Origin of the sequence: Thioalkalivibrio sp. HL-Eb18, from assembly GCF_000364985.1 — a bacterium.
Taxonomy (GTDB): Bacteria; Pseudomonadota; Gammaproteobacteria; order Ectothiorhodospirales; family Ectothiorhodospiraceae; genus Thioalkalivibrio.
Window position 1 is genome coordinate 97461 of sequence record NZ_KB822961.1, and the last position, 16931, is coordinate 114391.

Sequence of the window (16931 nt, forward strand, 5' to 3'; positions counted from 1 at the left end):
CTCAACCCCACCTCAGCCAGATGTTCAGGCGCCGGGACAGCGCCAGCATCGAGACCGTCATGCGGTGGTACAGGTCTGCGATATAGAACTCGCGGGAGAACAGCGCGTACAGCGTCAGCCAGGTGCGTCCATGTTCCCTGTCGACCCGCTGGCGGCGCACATGGGTCAGGTAGGCACCCAGCCAGCCGGCCACCATGACCAGCGCCAGCAGCACGATGAGCACACCGAAGGTGATCTGATCAATGCCCGCGGCGGCATAAAGCGCTGCGCGGAACTCGGCATCCGGATACAGGAAACTCTCGAAGCTGTGTCCGATGAAGCTGTAACCGATCACGATCACCGCGAACGACAGCACGATCAGGGCCATCATGCGCAATGGGTTCTCGGTATCCAGCCGGTGCGTGGCGAACAGCACCTGAACGCCTGTGATCCAGCCAAAGAACAGGAGCACGATCGCGCCCTGTTTCTGGAAAAAGTCCGGGGCCACCCAGGCATGTGCCAGCACCAGAATCACCAGCGGCACGATCAGCATCGCCGCACCGATCAGCAGCCACGGCAGGCGGGTGGGGGCCGGCTTGCGTTCGACCAGAAAATCGTAGAGCGGGTCGTTGGGCACGCCGTCGTGCTTGCGTGCGGCGCCAATCACCTTGCCGGCACCGAGGAACAGGGTGCCCTTGAACAGTCCGTGGGCAATCAGGTGGAAGATTGCCAGCGCGAACGCGCCGGCGCCCGTCTCCATGATCATGAATCCCATCTGACCCACCGTGGAATAGCCGAGCGACTTCTTGATGTCGTTCTGGGCGAGCATCAGCATCGAGCCGAGTATCGCCGTGAGCAGACCCACGATGAACAGCAGATGCAGGACCTCGCTGCTGTGGACGAATACCGGTGCGAAGCGATTGATGATGATGCCACCCGCGTTGACGATACCCGCGTGCATCAATGCCGAAACCGGCGTCGGACCCTCCATGGAATAGGGCAGCCAGGTGTGCAGCGGGAACTGCGCGGATTTGGCAAAGGCCGCCAATGCCACCAGGAAGGCCACGGTTCCGGCGACCGGCAGGTCCAGGAACGTGCGGGCGTCCGGCGTCGCTTCGATGCGGGCGAACAGGGTGGGGAAGTCCAGCGCGCCGTAGGCCTGGAACAGCACCATCGCGGCCAGTACCAGCGGCAGATCACCCAGGCGATAGGTGATGAACGTCCAGAAGGCGTAGCGCTGCGCGTTGAGAGGTTCGGTGTTGTGCGCCAGCAGGAAATACAGGAAGACGCCGATCAGGTGCCAGGCCACCAGCAGGGTGATCAGGTCGCCGGCCATCACCATCAGCAGGATCGAGCCGGTCATCAGGTCCAGCAGCATGAAAAAACGGGCGTACCCCGGTTCCTCGATCATGTAGCGGATCGAGTAGATGTGGACCACCAGGCTGATGCCGGCGACCACCAGCGCCATGATCGCGCTCAGCGGATCGATCTGCAGACTGCCCAGGCCGCCGGCCAGGCCAGCCCATTGGGGCCCTGTGTCGTTGACGATATAGGCAGTCAGCTGGAAAGCGGCCACCAGCACCACGACCAGGTTGAGGCCGACACTCAGTTGCGCGACGCGCTTGCCCAGCCGGGCACCAAACAAATGGACCAGTAGCGCCGCGAGAAAGGGAAGGAGAGGGATCAGCCACTGCGTCTCGATCATTGTGTTGACCTTGGTTGGCGCTGTTGACTGACCGTCGGGGTGTTGACTTCGATCTACCGGATGATAGGTAAAGAAACACCCAAAAACACGCCGTCTGGATACAAAACAAGAGGGCCGATTGCAAAGTCTGGCCCTTCGTCACGGGAGGCGTACGGGGCCTCGGCGGGTGGTCCGGCGTGAGCCAGTTGCTGGCGGCGGTGGCTGGGGCGGGGCTCCTTTACTGGTGCGGGTTAAAGCCCCTGCGGCGCAACAGGGCCTTCTCGAGCTCCACCAGGGCAAAGAGAATCAGCCCGAAGACGAGGATGCGCAGCCATTCTTCCGCCCCGATGGCGGTGGTGCCGAACAGGAACTGCAGTGGCGGGGCGTAGGTGAACAGGCCCTGCAGCACGACCAGTACGCCGACGGCGATCAGGACCGGACGGCTGCCGAGCAGGCCCTCCCGGTTGAGGGCCGGTTCCAGGATGTAACGGCTGTTGAACAGGAAGAACAGCTGTCCCATGACCAGGGTGTTGATGGCGACGGTGCGGGCAAAGTCGTCCGGGACGCCCTGTTGTTCCAGCCACAGGAAGTGGCCGAACGTGCCGGCGACCAGCAGCGCGGAGACGAACACTACGCGCCAGATCAGGAAGCCCGAAAGGAGGGGCGTGTTGGGCGGGCGCGGCGGCCGGCGCATGGTGCCGGGTTCGGTCGGCTCGAAGGCCAGGGCCAGCGCGAGGGTGACGGCGGTCACCATGTTCACCCACAGGACCTGCACGGGGGTTAGCGGGAGGGTGAGCCCCAGCAGGATCGCAGCGACGATGGTGAAGGCCTGGCCGCCGTTGGTGGGCAGCAGGAACAGGATCGCCTTTTTCAGGTTGTCGTAGACGGTGCGGCCTTCCTCGACCGCGTTGGCGATGGAGGCGAAGTTGTCGTCGGCCAGCACCATCTCGGAGGCCTCGCGCGCGGCCTCGGTGCCTTTGACGCCCATGGCCACGCCGACATCGGCGCGTTTGAGCGCGGGGGCATCGTTGACGCCGTCGCCGGTCATCGCCACCACGTCACCGTGGCTCTGTATGGCCTGTACCAGGCGCAGCTTGTGCTCCGGTGTGGCACGGGCAAATACATCCACCCGTCGGACCATGGCCTTGAGGTCGTCGTCCGAGCTGTTTTCCAGCTCGTGGCCGACGACTACGCCGCCCTCGGTACTGATGCCCAGTTCATCGGCAATGGCGCGTGCGGTCACGCCGTGATCGCCGGTAATCATCTTCACGCGGATACCGGCCTCCTGGCAGTGCGCCACCGCCTCGATTGCCTCCTCGCGCGGCGGATCGATGATCCCGCAGACGGCCACCAGGGTGAGTCCGCCATCCTCGACGTCGGCGAATTCGAGCTCGCGGCGGTGGTTCTCCATGCGTCGCGTGGCCAGGGCGAGCAGGCGCTGGCCACGCGCGGCGACGCCATCCATCCACTGCTGCCAGTGCTCGGCGTCCAGCGGCTCGTCGCCGTCGGCCGTGCGCTGGTGGCTGCAAACGGCCAGCACCCGTTCCGGCGCGCCCTTGAGAAAGAGAAAGGCGCCCCCTTCATGATCGTGGTGCAGGGTGGCCATGAATTTGTAGGACGACTCGAAGGGGATCACGTCGTCCCGCACAAAGAGCTCATTGATCTCCTTCGGCTCCAGGCCGCCCTTCATGGCGGCGGCGATCAGGGCGCCCTCGGTGGGGTCGCCTTCCATGGTCCACTGGTTGTCCTTGAGATAGACCTCGGCGTCGTTGCACAGCAGGATGCCACGCAGGGTCTCGGCCAGCAGGGGATCGGACTCCGGGTCGGCCTCCTGGCCGCCGCGGGTGATCCCGCCGTGTGGCTCGTAGCCCACCCCGCCCAGCGCGTACTCCGCCTGCGTGGTGATGATGCTCTTCACCGTCATCTCGTTGCGGGTCAGGGTGCCGGTCTTGTCCGAGCAGATGGTGGTGACCGAGCCGAGAGTCTCCACCGCCGGCAGGCGGCGGATGATCGCGTGGCGGGCGGCCATGCGCTGCACCCCGATCGCCAGGGTGATGGTCATGATCGCCGGCAGGCCCTCGGGGATGGCCGCGACCGCGAGGCTGACCGCGGCGAGGAAGGTCTCCAGCAGGTCGTAGTCGCGCACCCAGTAGCCGAAGGCGAAGGTTGCCGCCGCCAGGATGCCGATGGCTACCGTCAGCCAGCGGCCGAACTGGGCGATCTGGCGCAGCAGCGGGGTGGTCAGGGTCTCCACCTCGCCGATCAGGGTGGAGATGCGGCCGATCTCGGTATCGGCCCCGGTGCCGACCACGACGCCGCGCCCCTGGCCGAACGCGATCAGCGTGCCGGAGTAGGCCATCGAACGGCGATCGCCCAGGTCGGATTGGGTCTCCACCGGGTCGGTTTGCTTGTCGCTGGCCACCGACTCACCGGTCAGGGCGGCCTCGTCGATGCGCATGTTGTGCGCCCCGATCAGGCGCAGGTCCGCCGGGACGCGATCGCCCGCCTGCAGATAGACGATGTCGCCGGGGACCAGCTCTTCCGCCGGGACGCTGCGTCGCTGGCCGTCGCGCAGCACCTGGGCACGCGGCGAGAGCATCTGGCGGATGGCGTCCAGCGCCTTCTCCGCCTTGCCTTCCTGGATGTAGCCGATGATGGCGTTGATCAGCACCACCCCGAGGATCACGCCGGTATCCAGCCAGTGACCGAGAAAGGCCGTGCCCAGGGCGGCAGCGATCAGTACATAGATCAGTACGTTGTGGAACTGCGCCAGAAAGCGCAGCAGCGGGCCACGGCGTGCGGGTTGGGGCAGGCGGTTGTAGCCGTGTTCTTCCAGCCGCTGGCGCACGGCGTCGGCATCCAGCCCGTGGGCATCAGTGCCGAGGGCGTCGAGGGCATGGTCGACGGACAGGTCGTGCCAGTTGCGGGGGCGTTCGCGTTCGCTCATGCGTCTCCCTGATGCATGACCACTCGGGGAATTCCCAGTGGCTCCATCATGCGCCGGGAAGCTCGTGTTGTCAGGGGATCCCGCCCTGCCGGGTGCACAGGCTCGACAGGTCGACCGAGGCCACGGACAATGCCGGCATGATCGCGTGGTGGGAAGGCCTTTTGCTGGTGGGGGCGGGGGGTGCGCTGGGGGGACTTGCGCGCTTCGGGCTGTCGCAATGGATCGACAGCCGCACCGGGGGCCATTTCCCGTGGGGGACATTGGCCGTGAATACTTCGGGCGCGCTGCTGATTGGCGTAGCGCTTGGGCTGGTGGTGGATCCCTCGGGCGCGTCCTGGCTCTGGTTGTTGCTGGTCGTGGGCGTGCTCGGCAGTTACACGACGGTCTCTTCGTTCAGCCTGCAGACGGTGGGAGTCGCGGAACGGGACGGCCCGCGCCCTGCGATCGTCTACGTCCTGCTCACACTAGGTGGCGGGCTGGCGCTGGTGTATATCGGCCATGCGCTAGGCCGTGTCGTGGGTGGTGCGGCATGACGGGGTACTCGTGGCGCCTGTCCGCGTTCGTCGCCCTGGGCGCCGCGCTGGGCAGCATGGCGCGCTATGGCCTGTCGTGGACCGGGCTGCACCTGATGGGCACCGGGTTTCCCTGGGACACGCTGGCGGTGAATGTGGCCGGGTCCTGGCTGATCGGTCTTTACGCCGTGATCAGTGCCCCGGAGGGCTGCCGGCCCGCCGACCCGGTGACCCGCCAGTTTGTCCTGGCCGGCTTCTGCGGGGGCTTTACGACGTTTTCGGTGTTCAGCCTGGAGAGCCTGTGGTTGTTCGAGGCGGGCGATCCCGGACGCGCGGCGCTGTATGTGTCCGTCTCCCTGGTGCTGTGGCTGGCGGGCGTGTGGCTGGGCAGCACGCAGGGGCGTCGCTGGAATGCCGCTGCATCACGCGGCTGAGGCCGCGCGGGCCTGACAGAGCCGGCCATGGACGGGGCGCGGCCGCGACCGTAGACTTCCCCGTCGTTTGTGAACGGATGACCGACATGCTGGATATTCGCAGTCTGCGCCAGGATCTGGATGCGACCGTGGCGGCGCTGGCCAGCCGCGGCTTTGAGCTTGATCGCGAGCGCTTCGAGTCGCTGGAAGCACGGCGGAAAGCCCTGCAGGTGCGCACGCAAGAGTTGCAGAACGAGCGCAACACCCGTTCCAAGGGGATCGGGCAGGCCAAGGCGCGGGGCGAGGATATCGAGCCCCTGAAGGCCGAGGTCGGCCGTCTGGGTGACGAGCTCAAGCAGTGCGAGGCCGATCTGCAGGCGGTGCAGCAGGAACTGGACGCGCTGCTGATGCGCATCCCGAACCTGCCGCAGCAGGACGTGCCCGTTGGCAAGGACGAGGCGTCGAACGTCGAACTGCGCCGCGAGGGTACCCCGCGCGAGTTCGATTTCACGCCCCGCGACCATGTGGATCTGGGCCTGCCCGGCGGCTGGCTGGATTTCGAGGCGGCGGTACGCGTGGCCGGCTCCCGCTTTGTCGTGATGCGTGGCGAGATGGCGCGTCTGCACCGGGCGCTGACCCAGTTCATGCTCGACCTGCACACCCAGCAGCACGGCTACCAGGAGACCTATGTCCCGTACCTGGCCAACCCGGAGTCGCTGGAGGGGACGGGTCAGCTGCCCAAGTTCGACGAGGATCTGTTCTCGGTGGACTGCGACCAGCGCTTCCGGCTGATCCCGACCGCCGAGGTCACGCTGACCAACCTGGTGCGCGAGCAGATCCTCGAGGCCGGTGCGCTGCCGCTGAAGATGACCGCCCACACCCCGTGCTTCCGCTCCGAGGCGGGCAGCTATGGCCGAGACGTGCGCGGCCTGATTCGCCAGCATCAGTTCGAGAAAGTGGAGCTGGTGCAGGTGGTGCATCCGGAGCAGTCCGAGGCGGCCCTGGAAGAGCTGCTCGGGCATGCGGAGGCGGTACTGCAGGCGCTGGAGCTGCCCTACCGCGTGATGCTGCTGAGTACCGGCGACATGGGCTTTGCGGCGGCGCGCACCTATGACCTGGAGGTCTGGTTGCCGGGCCAGCAGGCCTACCGCGAGATCTCCTCGTGCTCCAATTTCGAGGCCTTCCAGGCGCGGCGCATGCAGGCACGCTTCCGTCCGCAGGCGGGCGGCAAGCCCGAGCTGGTGCATACCATCAACGGATCCGGCGTCGCGGTGGGGCGTGCGCTGGTCGCCCTGCTCGAGAACCACCAGCAGGCGGATGGCTCGATCGCGATCCCGGAACGCCTGCGTCCCTATCTCGGTGGAACCTCGTTGCTGAAGCCGCCGTCTGAACAGTAAGTTGATTCAGACGGAGTGGGTGTGAAACCAATCGGAAAGCCAGTCGCGATCGCCAGCCTGCTGGCGCTGCTGCTGTGCTGGCCGCTGTGGGCGCAGGCCGAGATCGAGGAGGGTTTCGATTTCGACGATGCGCCGCGCATCATCGGTCTGCACACCCCGGACTGGTTCGAGCTCAGCTTTCTCGATCTGCCGGAAGACCTGGAGCGCGCCGTGGAGCGCGGCAAGCAGGGCCTGGCCGTGTACTACGGGATGGACGACTGCCCGTACTGCGAACAGCTGTTCGAGGTGAATTTCGAGAAGGAGGACATTCGCGCGCAGCTGTCGGACAATTTCGACGTGGTGGCGATCGACGTGCTCGGAAACCGCGAGGTCACGGGGCTCGATGGCGAGGTCCGGTTCGAACGCGAATATGCTTCTGAACAACGGCTTAACTTTACGCCTTCAATTGCTTTCTACGATGCTGACGGCGAGCGCATTCACCAAATGCGGGGCTATTACCCGCCGTATCGCTTCCGCGCGCTGCTCGACTACGTGACCGAGCGCCACGACCGCGAGATGAGTTTCCGTGATTATCTCGACCGCGCCGATCCTCCGCCCAAGTTCGACACGGACGACATCAACGAGCGCGACTTCTTCATCAACGAGCCGTATGCGCTGGATCGCAGCAAAATTCCCGCTCAACGGCCCCTGGTGGTGTTCTTCGAGCGCGAGGCCTGCCATGCCTGCGATATCCTGCACACCGAGCCGTTGCAGGAAGACGAGGTGCTGGACCGCATCGCCCTGATGGATGCCGTCCAGCTGGACGCCGAGGACCGTGACACGCCGGTACTGACCCCGGACGGTCAGCGCACCAATCCGCGTGAGTGGGCGGCGGAACTGGACGTGCACTGGGCGCCGACGCTGATCTTCTTCGACGAGGCGGGCGAGGAGATCATCCGCATCGACTCGGTCGTGCACCTGAACCGGCTGCGCAACGTGATGGACTATGTGCTCACGCGCGGCTACGAGGACTATCCGACCTTCGAACGCTGGCGCGCCCAGCAACCATAGCCGTAAGGGAAACACTGACTAATGTACACGCTCGCGTTGGTACCCCACGGGGCTCGGCCGCCCGTTGTTATCAAGAACGGGCGCGCGCACGGCGGTGCGGCTCCCTTGTGCAGAATGACTGCACGGCAGTCACCGCGCCCTGTTCGCACGCAAAAGCGACTCGAGCGCGAGCGCGCGCATTAATCAGTGTTTCCCTGGCGGCCGAGGACCGAACTGCATGCATTTCGAACGTGACTTTGTCCTGCGCAATCGCGATGTGCTGGAGGGCATTGTGGCCCGTGCCCATCGTGTCGCGCTGGGGATCTTCGTGCTGACCTTCAGTGGCTACGGAATCGCCGTCTGGCTGTGGTTCCAGGAGCAGATGTGGGCGGCGCTGATTACCGCGACCGTCAGCTACCTGGTGTTTCGCCAGTTCCGGATGCTGGCGCTGGGGATCGCGCGCATGCCGCTGCGAGGGGACCCCGCGGCGCTGGAGGCGACCCGGGCACTGGATAACGCGCTGGAAGAGGACCGGCCGCACCCGGTGCTGGCGGAGCTGGAGGCCCACCTGCGGGCGCTGGACGAGGAGGGATCCCCGGGGGCGCCGTCGGAAGAGAGTGAAGACGGCCGGTCGGGCCGGGACTAGGGAGACGCTGATTTAATCGCACGTCCGCGTTGGTGCCCCCTGTTTTCCGAGACAAGGCGCGTCGTGTAGCGGGTAGTGGTTCTACCCGCAAGCGGCGCAACGCAGGATCGGGGAACAGGGGGCACCAACCCCACAAGCTATTGAAAGCAGGGGCTCGGCCGCCCGTTGTTGATCAAAAACGGGCGCGGGAACGGCGTTGCGGCTCCTTTGTGCAGAATGACTGCACGGCAGTCACCGCGCCTTGTTCCCGCGCAAAAGCGACTCGAGCGCGGACGTGCGATTAAATCAGCGTCTCCCTAGAGCTCGACGCGTACGCCCAGCTTCTGCCCGATCACGCGGGCCACGGTCTCGTGCAGGTCGTCCCCGTTACGGTCATCCAGCCAGGCATCTTCGTCCTCGTTGTAGCCGAAGTGGGCCGGTCCCTCGGGCGAGGACAGCCAGATCTGCTGCGCGGCCTCCTGGCGGTTCAGGATCATCTGCGCCCCGTCCTCGAACTCGAGGGTCAGGACACCGTCGATCAGGTCGATGTCCAGGTCGTCGAGACCGTCCTGGTCGCTCAGGCGGTTGTAGATCTCGTCGAGGGTCTGTTCGGCAAATACGGCGAAGGAGGGCTGGCTCATGGGTCTCTCGGTTCGGTCGATGCTTTGGCGCGGGCAGTATAAAGGAGGAAGCGCTGAATGAAGCGATGTCGGCGTTCCGGACGGGGTCAACGCCTTCCTATGCTCGCCAGGCGGCGATCGCCAGGACCACCCAGCCGAGGATGAAGGCGGTGCCGCCCAGTGGCGCGATGGCGCCCAGTACGCGCGGGGCCCCCAGGGCCAGGGCATACAGACTGCCGGCAAAGAGCAGGATGCCGAGCACGAAGGCCACGGCACTGGCGGTGGCCCAGCCGCTGGCCAGGTGCGCCCACAGCGCCGCCAGCAGGAGCAGGGCGAGGGCGTGGATGAAGTGATACTGGACGCCGGTGTGCCAGGTGGCCAGCGCGCGCTCGGACAATCGCTCCTGCAGAGCGTGTGCGCCGAACGCACCGAGCACGACCGCGATCGCGGCGAGCAGGGCCGCGATTACGATCAGTGCGCGGATCAGCGGTTCGCTTTCCGTACCCGGCATTAGGGAAACACTGACCGATGTACACGCTCGCCGCTTCGTCGCATTTGCGTACGAACAAGGCGTGGCGACGGCCGTGCAGCCATTCTGCACAAGGGAGCCGCAGCGCCGTGCGCGTGCCCGTTTTTATCAACAACGGGAGGCCGAGCCCCTGCATTGAATGGTTTGTGGGGTACCAACGCGAGTGTGTACATCGATCAGTGTTTCCCTAGGCGTCGTCGCCCATGTCGCTATCGTAGTCCTGCCCGGGCACCCAGCCGTGTTCCCGGGCCCGCGCGATCGCTGCATCGTGGATGCGCGTGTGGCGTTCACGCAGATCGGGCGGGAGGTTGGCAATGCGCAGGTCGTACTTGTCCCATTCGGCGTTGACCTGGTCGTGCAGCTGCTGGATGCGGCCGAGGTCCCAGCCCTCGCAGGTCTCGGTCTCCGGCAGGAAGCCGAAAACCCAGGCATCGCGGATAATATTGCCGACCGGCGTCATGCCGCCGTACAAGTCATTGTGGATGCCGACGTAGTGGCGGCTTCCGGAGCGTCTGGCTGTAGTCATCCGCGTAGTGTAGAGGCACGCCGGCCAGCCGCAAAGCACATTTCGTTATTGGTGGAGACCTGATGATACAGCCCGCGGGCGACAGCCTGAATCGAATGCGGATCCGCGCTCTGCTGAAGCTGATGGTGCTGGGGGCTGTGATCGTGTTTGCCGGTGTGCTGGGGAGTTACGCGCTGTCCGTGCTGGGGGGTGGGGAGAGCGAGCGTCGCATCGTGGAGCTGGATGGGATCGGGCCCGGCGAGCTCAAGCGACTGGACTGGGAAGGCCGGCGCATCCTTGTTCTGCACCGTGATTCCGACCTGCAGCAGGCGCTGGGCAAGGACGATGAGCTGGTGGATCCGCGCGCCCGTCGCGGTCAGCAGCCGGACGGGCTGGAGCTGCCACTGCGCAGCCTGCGGCCACAGTGGCTGGTGGTGATCGGCGAGAGCACCGATCTCGGCTGCGAGCTGGATCTGGTTCATCCGGACGAGGCCGATGGCTGGTCCGGCGGGTTTGTCGATCGCTGCCGTGGCGGTCGCTACGACGCCGCCGGGCGGGTGTATGACGGGCAGGATGCCCGGCGCAACCTGTCCATCCCCGAGTATCGCTTCTCTGGAGACGACCGGCTGATTCTGGGTGGTTCGTAATCCCGAGGCGGGCGTGGGTCCCGCGGCCCGGATTCAGGATTGCGCGGTGGGTGCGTAGACGTCGAAACGCACGCTCTTGCCCCTGACGCTGCCCTGGGGCGTGTCGGGACCCAGGGCAGGGGCATGCAGGGGCCGCTTGACGACGACCCGTCGCGTGGCCGCGTTGCGCAGCGTCTGCAGTGTGGTTTCCGGCTCGGGATCCGGGTCGCCCTCCATCAGGGCCTGGGTCAGCTGCATGTCCTTCTTGACCGCGGCGCGCTTGGCCCGCTCCGGGAACATGGGATCGAATACGGCGGCGACGGGCGGCGTGCTCAGGGTGCCCGGCGCGGCCAGGCCCGCGTGCAGCGTGATGCGCTCGACGATCGGGGCCAGCGCCTCGTCATGGGCGGCGCGCTGCAGGGCATCCGCCAGCAGCAGGTAGACGACCGGGTGGCGTTCCCAGGCGTCCACGCGGAAGCCGTGCGCGGCCAGCAGCAGCGTATCGCGCCCCAGGCCCGCCGTGGCGTCTACCACATGGCTGTCCCGCGGGATATTGCCCATGGCCCGGATCAGGCCCTCTCGCTGGCGCCCGCTGTGCGCCAGACGATACCCCTGACGGCCGGTGGCAAAGTCCAGATGCAGACGCAGTTCGCGCCGGCCCTCCTCGCGGATCAGCGACAGCCCGTCCGCGCCGACCTCCAGTACCAGGGGTGCGCCCAGGTGACGATAGCCATGGGCTTGCAGGTCGCGGTCGATCTCCCCGGCTCGGGCCTCCTGCCCGGGTTCTGCGCGGATTTGAAGCGTCACGGTCAGTAGTGCGGCGGAGGCGGCTCGTTGTCGGCTCCAGGACTGCCACCCTGGTCCTCGAGTTCCCGCAACCGGTCGCGGAGCCACTGGAGCTGGCGGCGCAGTTCCTGGTTGTCCTGCTGGAGCGCGTGCTGGACGCGAGCCTGCTCGTCCTGGGTGTACTCCTGATGCGCCAGGCGAACCTCCAGCGCCTCGATCCGCGCGATCAGTTCGCGCTCGGTGCGGGAGGGATCAGCTGACGACATGGCGGGGTTGCCCCTGGGCGAAAGAGCGGATATTGGCCGCAATCTCCTCGATCACGCGCTGGCGGGCACTGCGGGCGGCCCAGGCCGTATGCGGCGTCAGCACGAGGTTCGGGATGTCCGCTGCCAGCAAGGGGTAGTCCGCGGGCGGGGGCTCGGGCTCCAGGACGTCGATGCCGGCACCACCCAAATGTCCCTCGTGCAGATGCCGTGCGAGGGCCTCGGGATCGACCAGACCGCCCCGGGCGGTATTGAGCAGGATTGCCCCCGGTGGCATCTGCCGCAGAGCGTTGTCATCGATCAGGTTGCGCGTCTCGGGCGACAGCGGGCAATGCAGGCTGACCACGTCGCTGGTCGCAAGCAGCTCCGGCAGCGGGATTCGATACGCGTCATCCGCGGGCGAGGGCACTGCCTTCCGCAGGCTTGCGGCCACTTGGACCTGCATGCCGAAGGCCCGGGCGACGCGTGCCGTGGCCTGCCCCAGTACGCCGTAGCCGATGATGCCCAGGCGCATGCCAGCCAGGGTCCGGATCGGATGGTCCAGCAGGCAGAACTGGTCGGAGGCGCTCCAGTGGCCGGCGCGGATATCGGCGCGGTAGTCGTCCAGCCGCGTGACCAGCGTCAGCAGCAGGGCAAATACATGCTGTACCACGGAGTCCGTTGCGTAGTCGCGCGCGTTGCTGACGGTGATGCCCAGCCGGTTTGCAGCGGCAACATCGATATTGTTGGTGCCGGTGGCCGCGGCACAGACCAGCTTGAGGTTTGCGGCGGTGCCCAGACGTGACTCGTCCAGTACCACCTTGTTCGTGACCACCACCTCGGCATTCGCAATGCGGGCGGCGATGTCATCTGCCTCTGTGCGCGGGTGCAGATCCCACTCGGGGAGGGCCTCGCGCAGGGGGGCGAGGTCCAGGTCGTCACGATCCACCGTGGACAGGTCGAGAAATACCCCGTGTCGCAGTTCAGTCATGGCGGTTACCAAGGGAAAATGACGTTACGACGCTTGCGGATAGGAGCACTACCCCCGGCGCGACGCGGCTTGCCTCGGAAAACCTGGGGTGCCAACGCGAGCGTGTACATTGATCAGTGTTTCCCAACAAAAGGGCCCCGCATCGCGGGGCCCGAATCGCTTGCCTGTCAGCCTGCGACGGTTAGTTGTCGCCCATGAAGGCGTGGAACAGGTTCAGCAGGTGGAGGAACATCACGTAGAGGTTCGCGTACAGCGAGACCGTCATCATGATGTAGTTGGCCTCCGGGTCGTGGATCATGCGGCTGGTGTCGAACAGGATCGCCGCCGACAGCAGCAGCACCACGGCCGCCGAGATGGTCAGCGACAGCGCCGGGATCGCCAGGAAGAGGTTGGCGACGATCGCGAGCAGGGCGACGATCAGGCCGACCACCAGGAAGCCACCCAGGAAGCTGAAGTCCTTCTTGGTGGCCAGGGCGTAGCCGGACAGCGCGACAAAGGCGACCGCCGTGGCGGTAAAGGCATTGCCGACGATCTGCGGGCCATTGGGCAGGCCCAGGTACATGCTCAGGATCGGGCCGAGGAAGAAGCCCAACACGCCGGTGAAGGCGAAGGTCAGCACCAGCCCGAGCGCGGAATTGCGCGCGGCATGGATGGCAAACGGACCGCCAATCAGCACGGCCAGCAGGACCAGCCAGTGCACCGCCGGGGCGCCCACGGCCATTGCCACAAAGGCCATCACCGCGCTGAACGCCAGGGTGACCGACAGCAGCATGTAGGTCTGTCGGATGACCTTGTTGGTCGAGATGGTCTCGCTGATGGAACCGGTACTGGACGGGTTGCGACTCGAGCGAACGATCTGGTCTCGGGACACGGGTCAACTCCTCTTGGGTTCGTAGCCTGCTCAGTGTAGCGACTGACGTCGGTGGTTGCAGCCCTTTTCGCCGTCCTTGGCGCGGGCTTTCGCCATCATTTGATCGGTTCGCCCACGCGTTCGGAGATCTCCTTCACCGCATGGTCGGTGGACTTGAAGATGTTGTCCTTGCCGATGATGTCCTCGAGTCCGGTGCGCTGCATGACCTCCAGGACCTGTGCCTTCACGCCGGCGAACACCAGGGTGATGCCACGCGCCTTCAGGCGGTGGACCAGCTGGTGGATCACTTCCTCGCCGGAGGCGTCGATCTCGTTGATGCCCTTGCCGACCACGATCAGATACTTGGCCTGCGGGTGGCGGGCAATCAGGTCGAGTACCGCGTCCTCGAAGTAGGGGACGTTGGCGAAGTACAGCGAGCCGTCGAAGCGCATCAGGCCGACCTTCTCGTTGGTCTCCAGGCCGTAGCGCTGGGCCTCGCGAAGCGTCCCGTCCTCAAAGCGGGCCAGTTCGCACACGCGCGGCTGCATGGTGCGGTACAGGTACAGCACGATCGCCAGACCGGCGCCCATCAGGATGCCGTAGTCGAGGTTCGGAGCCATCGCCAGGGTGGCGATGAAGGTGACCACCGCGGCCGCCCCGTCATGCTTGTTGGCCACCCAGGCGTGCTTGATCGCCTTGAAGTTAATCAGTCCGACCACCGCCATCATGATGATCGCCGCCAGCACCGACTGCGGCAGGTGATAGATCAGCGGCGTCAGAAAGAGTAGTGCGATCCCGATGATCACGGCCGTGAATACTGACGCCAGACCGGTGCGGGCACCCGAATTCAGGTTGACCGCCGAGCGCGAGAACGAACCACTGACGGGGTAGCCCTGGGTAAAGCCGCCGGCGATGTTGGCCAGGCCCTGTCCCATCAGCTCCTTGCTCGGATCGAGACGCTGGCCGGTGCGCGCGGCCATGGCCTTGGCAATCGCAATGGCCTCGGTAAAGCCGACCAGCGCGATCACGAAGGCCGTAGTCAGGAGCGTGGTGATCGTCCCGAAGGTGATCTCCGGCGCGGTGATCGATGGCAGGCCCTGGGGTACGTTGCCCACCACAGCGCCACCGCCATTCAGCGAGACCTCGTCGCCGTCCACTCGCTCGATCCGCCACGCGGTGCGCTCGGCGCGTTCGCGTTCGGCGTCCGTCAAGTGATCATCGGCGATGAAGCGCTCGGGTTCGTCGTCCGTCGCCGGGAGTCGGCGCAACGTCGTGTTGCGCAACTCGTCGCGCAGCGGGACGAGCTCGGCGCGCAGTTCATCGCGCTGCAGTTCGGCCTGCTCCTGCTGGAAGCGCAAGGCGGGCGCATCGCCGCGGGCCGCCTCCTGGATCTCGACTTCCAGTTCGCGCACGCGGTCGTCCAGATCGGCCGCTTGCGACCGCTTCTCTTCGATCTGCTGGGCGAGTTCGACCAGCTCGCTCGGTGCGATCTGAGCCAGCGTCGTGTCGGCCTTGCGCTCGTACCCGATCAGCCAGGAGATCAGGATGGTGACGACCACTGCGACCAGCACGCCCGGAATCTTCGGGGTGACGCGCTTCATGCCAACCATCAGCGCGATCGCGCCCAGGCCAAAGGCGAGGGTGGGCCAGTGGGTGTGGCCCAGTTCCAGTACGACGCCCCAGAGACCCAGGAGGAAGTGGCCGGAGGTGTCGATCGGGACCCCCAGCAGCTTGTTGATCTGGGACAGCCCGATGATGATCGCGGCGGCGTTGGTAAAACCGACGATCACCGGGTGGGAGATGAAGCTGACCAGCGCACCTAGCTTGAACAGGCCCATGACCAGCTGGATCACGCCCACGATCAGGGCCAGTGCGATTGCCAGCATGATGAATTCGGAGGAGCCCTCGGCCGCAAGCGGCACCAGGGCCGATGCCGTCAGCAGGGATACCACTGCGACCGGGCCGGTAGCGAGCTGATTCGAGGAACCCCACAGCGCGGCCACCATCACCGGCAGCAGCGAGGCATAGAGCCCGTATACCGGAGGCAGGCCGGCCAGCTGCGCATAGGCCATGGATTGCGGAATCAGGACCAGGGCCACCGAGATCCCGGCGATCAGATCCGCGTTGAGCGTTTCCTTGGTGGGGCGCCAGCTCAGGAACGGAAAGATGCGCAGCAGGATCGAATTCATGGCGGTACTCGCTTGGCCTGTTCGTGACGAAGACGACGGCTAGTCGAGCGATCCCGCGTGCCCGGCGCACCCGGGCCGTATGGCTGCCAGGGCCGTCGTCACGTGATTGGCAGCCATGTCTGGCCCGGGCTTGGGCCGGGCGCAGTCAGGGGAGCGCAGATTATAGAAGGTTGGCTTATTTTCTTCTATCAAAGGTATTCAATGCGACATATAGAGCATAAGAAATGTAACGGGGCGTGATGGACCGTCGAGGTTCAAACAAAAAAGCCCCGGTCACCAACGGTGACCGGGGCTTTCGGCGTATGCTTCGGCGTGGCTTACTGCGGGGGTGCCATGCCCGGGCTGCCGCCCTGCTGCATTTCCTGCTGCAGGTTTTCCAGACGCGCGATGACATCATCGATGTCCGGATTCTCTTCGCGCATCGCGGCCATCAGGTCTTCACGCAGCGATTCCTGAGCGGAGATGATCTCCTCGTCCTGCGCCACGGCCTGCTGGGCCTCCTGCAGGTTCATCTGCGCCTGCTGGACGTCTTCGGACTGAATTACCTGCTGGCGTTCCTCGGCGCTCAGGTCCGGGTCGCGCAGGCGTTCTTCGGCACCTTCCAGGGTCTCGAGATCCTGGCGCGGCTGATAGCCGGCCTCTTCCATCTTGTTGAGCACCAGGTTTTCAAGCTCTTCGCCCTTTTGTTCCAGATCGGGGTTGTTCTCGATCGCCTGCTGCTGGGTCTCGGCCAGGGTCTGCTGCAGTTGCTGCATTTCCATTTGCGGGTCGGCACCGCCTTGCTGCTGTCCCTGCTGGCCCATGCCTTCCTGACCCATGCCCTGGGCCATGACCAGCGGGCTGGCGAGCGCGAGCGCGGCGGCGGCAATCAAACCGGCGAGAGGCCGGGAACGGTTCGTCATAACAATTCTCCTCATGAAAGTACGGTGGGAAGCTTAGTGCGTGGCGACTTAACAACAGCTTAACAGGCGCGAGCGTGCGTTTCCGGGGCACCCCGGTTTTCGTTG

At 65.6% G+C, this 16931-nt stretch carries 17 protein-coding genes; 6 read left to right on the plus strand and 11 right to left on the minus strand.

The annotated features are described in order from the left end of the window. Position 1 precedes the first annotated feature (1 nt). Both F813_RS0101890 and F813_RS0101895 read right to left on the minus strand, forming a co-directional pair. Positions 2–1684 carry an NADH-quinone oxidoreductase subunit L gene (locus F813_RS0101890; protein WP_012982292.1) on the minus strand — a complete coding sequence of 561 codons (1683 nt, stop codon included), beginning with the start codon at positions 1682–1684 and terminating at the stop codon, positions 2–4. A 217-nt stretch (positions 1685–1901) separates the two neighbouring features. After that, positions 1902–4610, minus strand: coding sequence for a cation-transporting P-type ATPase (locus tag F813_RS0101895; protein ID WP_017925340.1), 2709 nt, complete (start codon positions 4608–4610; stop codon positions 1902–1904). 137 nt (positions 4611–4747) lie between these two features. On the opposite strand from F813_RS0101895, the gene F813_RS0101900 reads away from it, so the two are divergent. From F813_RS0101900 to F813_RS0101920, 5 genes are all read left to right on the plus strand, one after another. Further along, on the plus strand, positions 4748–5143 hold the full coding sequence (locus tag F813_RS0101900; RefSeq protein WP_051048344.1) for a CrcB family protein: 396 nt from the start codon (positions 4748–4750) through the stop codon (positions 5141–5143). Further along, positions 5140–5556, plus strand: a complete 417-nt coding sequence (crcB, locus tag F813_RS0101905) for a fluoride efflux transporter CrcB (protein ID WP_017925342.1) — start codon at positions 5140–5142, stop codon at positions 5554–5556. Before F813_RS0101900 ends, crcB begins: the two co-directional genes overlap by 4 nt. A gap of 86 nt (positions 5557–5642) precedes the next feature. Then, a complete protein-coding gene (serS, locus tag F813_RS0101910; protein WP_017925343.1) occupies positions 5643–6932 on the plus strand; it encodes a serine--tRNA ligase in 1290 nt (429 codons plus the stop codon). Between the two features lie 21 nt (positions 6933–6953). After that, complete coding sequence (locus tag F813_RS0101915; protein ID WP_017925344.1) at positions 6954–7982, plus strand: thioredoxin fold domain-containing protein; 1029 nt, start codon at positions 6954–6956, stop codon at positions 7980–7982. A 217-nt stretch (positions 7983–8199) separates the two neighbouring features. Beyond that, positions 8200–8607 carry a hypothetical protein gene (locus tag F813_RS0101920; RefSeq protein ID WP_017925345.1) on the plus strand — a complete coding sequence of 136 codons (408 nt, stop codon included), beginning with the start codon at positions 8200–8202 and terminating at the stop codon, positions 8605–8607. A 296-nt stretch (positions 8608–8903) separates the two neighbouring features. Here F813_RS0101920 and cyaY read toward each other — a convergent pair whose 3' ends face one another. The 3 genes from cyaY to F813_RS0101935 all read right to left on the minus strand — a co-directional run bounded on the left by cyaY (position 8904) and on the right by F813_RS0101935 (position 10195). Continuing rightward, on the minus strand, positions 8904–9227 hold the full coding sequence (gene cyaY / locus F813_RS0101925; RefSeq protein ID WP_012982299.1) for an iron donor protein CyaY: 324 nt from the start codon (positions 9225–9227) through the stop codon (positions 8904–8906). 97 nt (positions 9228–9324) lie between these two features. After that, positions 9325–9717, minus strand: a complete 393-nt coding sequence (locus F813_RS0101930) for a DUF423 domain-containing protein (RefSeq protein WP_017925346.1) — start codon at positions 9715–9717, stop codon at positions 9325–9327. A 205-nt stretch (positions 9718–9922) separates the two neighbouring features. Then, positions 9923–10195, minus strand: a complete 273-nt coding sequence (locus tag F813_RS0101935; protein WP_026148098.1) for a hypothetical protein — start codon at positions 10193–10195, stop codon at positions 9923–9925. 131 nt (positions 10196–10326) lie between these two features. Between F813_RS0101935 and F813_RS0101940 the strand changes: the two genes are divergently transcribed. Beyond that, entirely contained in the window at positions 10327–10887 is a 561-nt protein-coding gene (locus tag F813_RS0101940) for a ubiquinol-cytochrome c reductase iron-sulfur subunit (RefSeq protein ID WP_026148099.1), read from the plus strand. A 33-nt stretch (positions 10888–10920) separates the two neighbouring features. Here F813_RS0101940 and F813_RS0101945 read toward each other — a convergent pair whose 3' ends face one another. The 6 genes from F813_RS0101945 to F813_RS0101970 form a co-directional block, all read right to left on the minus strand. Further along, positions 10921–11673 carry a class I SAM-dependent methyltransferase gene (locus F813_RS0101945; RefSeq protein WP_012982303.1) on the minus strand — a complete coding sequence of 251 codons (753 nt, stop codon included), beginning with the start codon at positions 11671–11673 and terminating at the stop codon, positions 10921–10923. A 2-nt stretch (positions 11674–11675) separates the two neighbouring features. Next, on the minus strand, positions 11676–11918 hold the full coding sequence (locus F813_RS0101950; RefSeq protein WP_017925348.1) for a SlyX family protein: 243 nt from the start codon (positions 11916–11918) through the stop codon (positions 11676–11678). Beyond that, the gene (locus F813_RS0101955; protein ID WP_017925349.1) at positions 11905–12885 is read right to left on the minus strand and encodes a D-2-hydroxyacid dehydrogenase; all 981 of its coding nucleotides are present in this window, start codon (positions 12883–12885) and stop codon (positions 11905–11907) included. The genes F813_RS0101950 and F813_RS0101955 overlap by 14 nt, the downstream gene beginning before the upstream one ends. Positions 12886–13066: 181 nt before the next feature. Then, complete coding sequence (locus tag F813_RS0101960; protein WP_012982306.1) at positions 13067–13756, minus strand: Bax inhibitor-1/YccA family protein; 690 nt, start codon at positions 13754–13756, stop codon at positions 13067–13069. A 95-nt stretch (positions 13757–13851) separates the two neighbouring features. After that, positions 13852–15924, minus strand: a complete 2073-nt coding sequence (locus F813_RS0101965; protein WP_012982307.1) for a SulP family inorganic anion transporter — start codon at positions 15922–15924, stop codon at positions 13852–13854. Between the two features lie 317 nt (positions 15925–16241). Beyond that, a complete protein-coding gene (locus tag F813_RS0101970) occupies positions 16242–16826 on the minus strand; it encodes a hypothetical protein (RefSeq protein WP_012982308.1) in 585 nt (194 codons plus the stop codon). Positions 16827–16931 lie beyond the last annotated feature (105 nt).

Excerpts from the sequence above, each read along its gene's own strand:
- F813_RS0101890 (WP_012982292.1), bottom strand. The coding sequence starts at position 1,684 with ATGATCGAGACGCAGTGGCTGATCCCTCTCCTTCCCTTTCTCGCGGCG.
- F813_RS0101895 (WP_017925340.1), bottom strand. The coding sequence starts at position 4,610 with ATGAGCGAACGCGAACGCCCCCGCAACTGGCACGACCTGTCCGTCGAC.
- F813_RS0101900 (WP_051048344.1), top strand. The coding sequence starts at position 4,748 with ATGATCGCGTGGTGGGAAGGCCTTTTGCTGGTGGGGGCGGGGGGTGCG.
- crcB (WP_017925342.1), top strand. The coding sequence starts at position 5,140 with ATGACGGGGTACTCGTGGCGCCTGTCCGCGTTCGTCGCCCTGGGCGCC.
- serS (WP_017925343.1), top strand. The coding sequence starts at position 5,643 with ATGCTGGATATTCGCAGTCTGCGCCAGGATCTGGATGCGACCGTGGCG.
- F813_RS0101920 (WP_017925345.1), top strand. The coding sequence starts at position 8,200 with ATGCATTTCGAACGTGACTTTGTCCTGCGCAATCGCGATGTGCTGGAG.
- cyaY (WP_012982299.1), bottom strand. The coding sequence starts at position 9,227 with ATGAGCCAGCCCTCCTTCGCCGTATTTGCCGAACAGACCCTCGACGAG.
- F813_RS0101930 (WP_017925346.1), bottom strand. The coding sequence starts at position 9,717 with ATGCCGGGTACGGAAAGCGAACCGCTGATCCGCGCACTGATCGTAATC.
- F813_RS0101935 (WP_026148098.1), bottom strand. The coding sequence starts at position 10,195 with ATGACGCCGGTCGGCAATATTATCCGCGATGCCTGGGTTTTCGGCTTC.
- F813_RS0101950 (WP_017925348.1), bottom strand. The coding sequence starts at position 11,918 with ATGTCGTCAGCTGATCCCTCCCGCACCGAGCGCGAACTGATCGCGCGG.
- F813_RS0101955 (WP_017925349.1), bottom strand. The coding sequence starts at position 12,885 with ATGACTGAACTGCGACACGGGGTATTTCTCGACCTGTCCACGGTGGAT.
- F813_RS0101965 (WP_012982307.1), bottom strand. The coding sequence starts at position 15,924 with ATGAATTCGATCCTGCTGCGCATCTTTCCGTTCCTGAGCTGGCGCCCC.
- F813_RS0101970 (WP_012982308.1), bottom strand. The coding sequence starts at position 16,826 with ATGACGAACCGTTCCCGGCCTCTCGCCGGTTTGATTGCCGCCGCCGCG.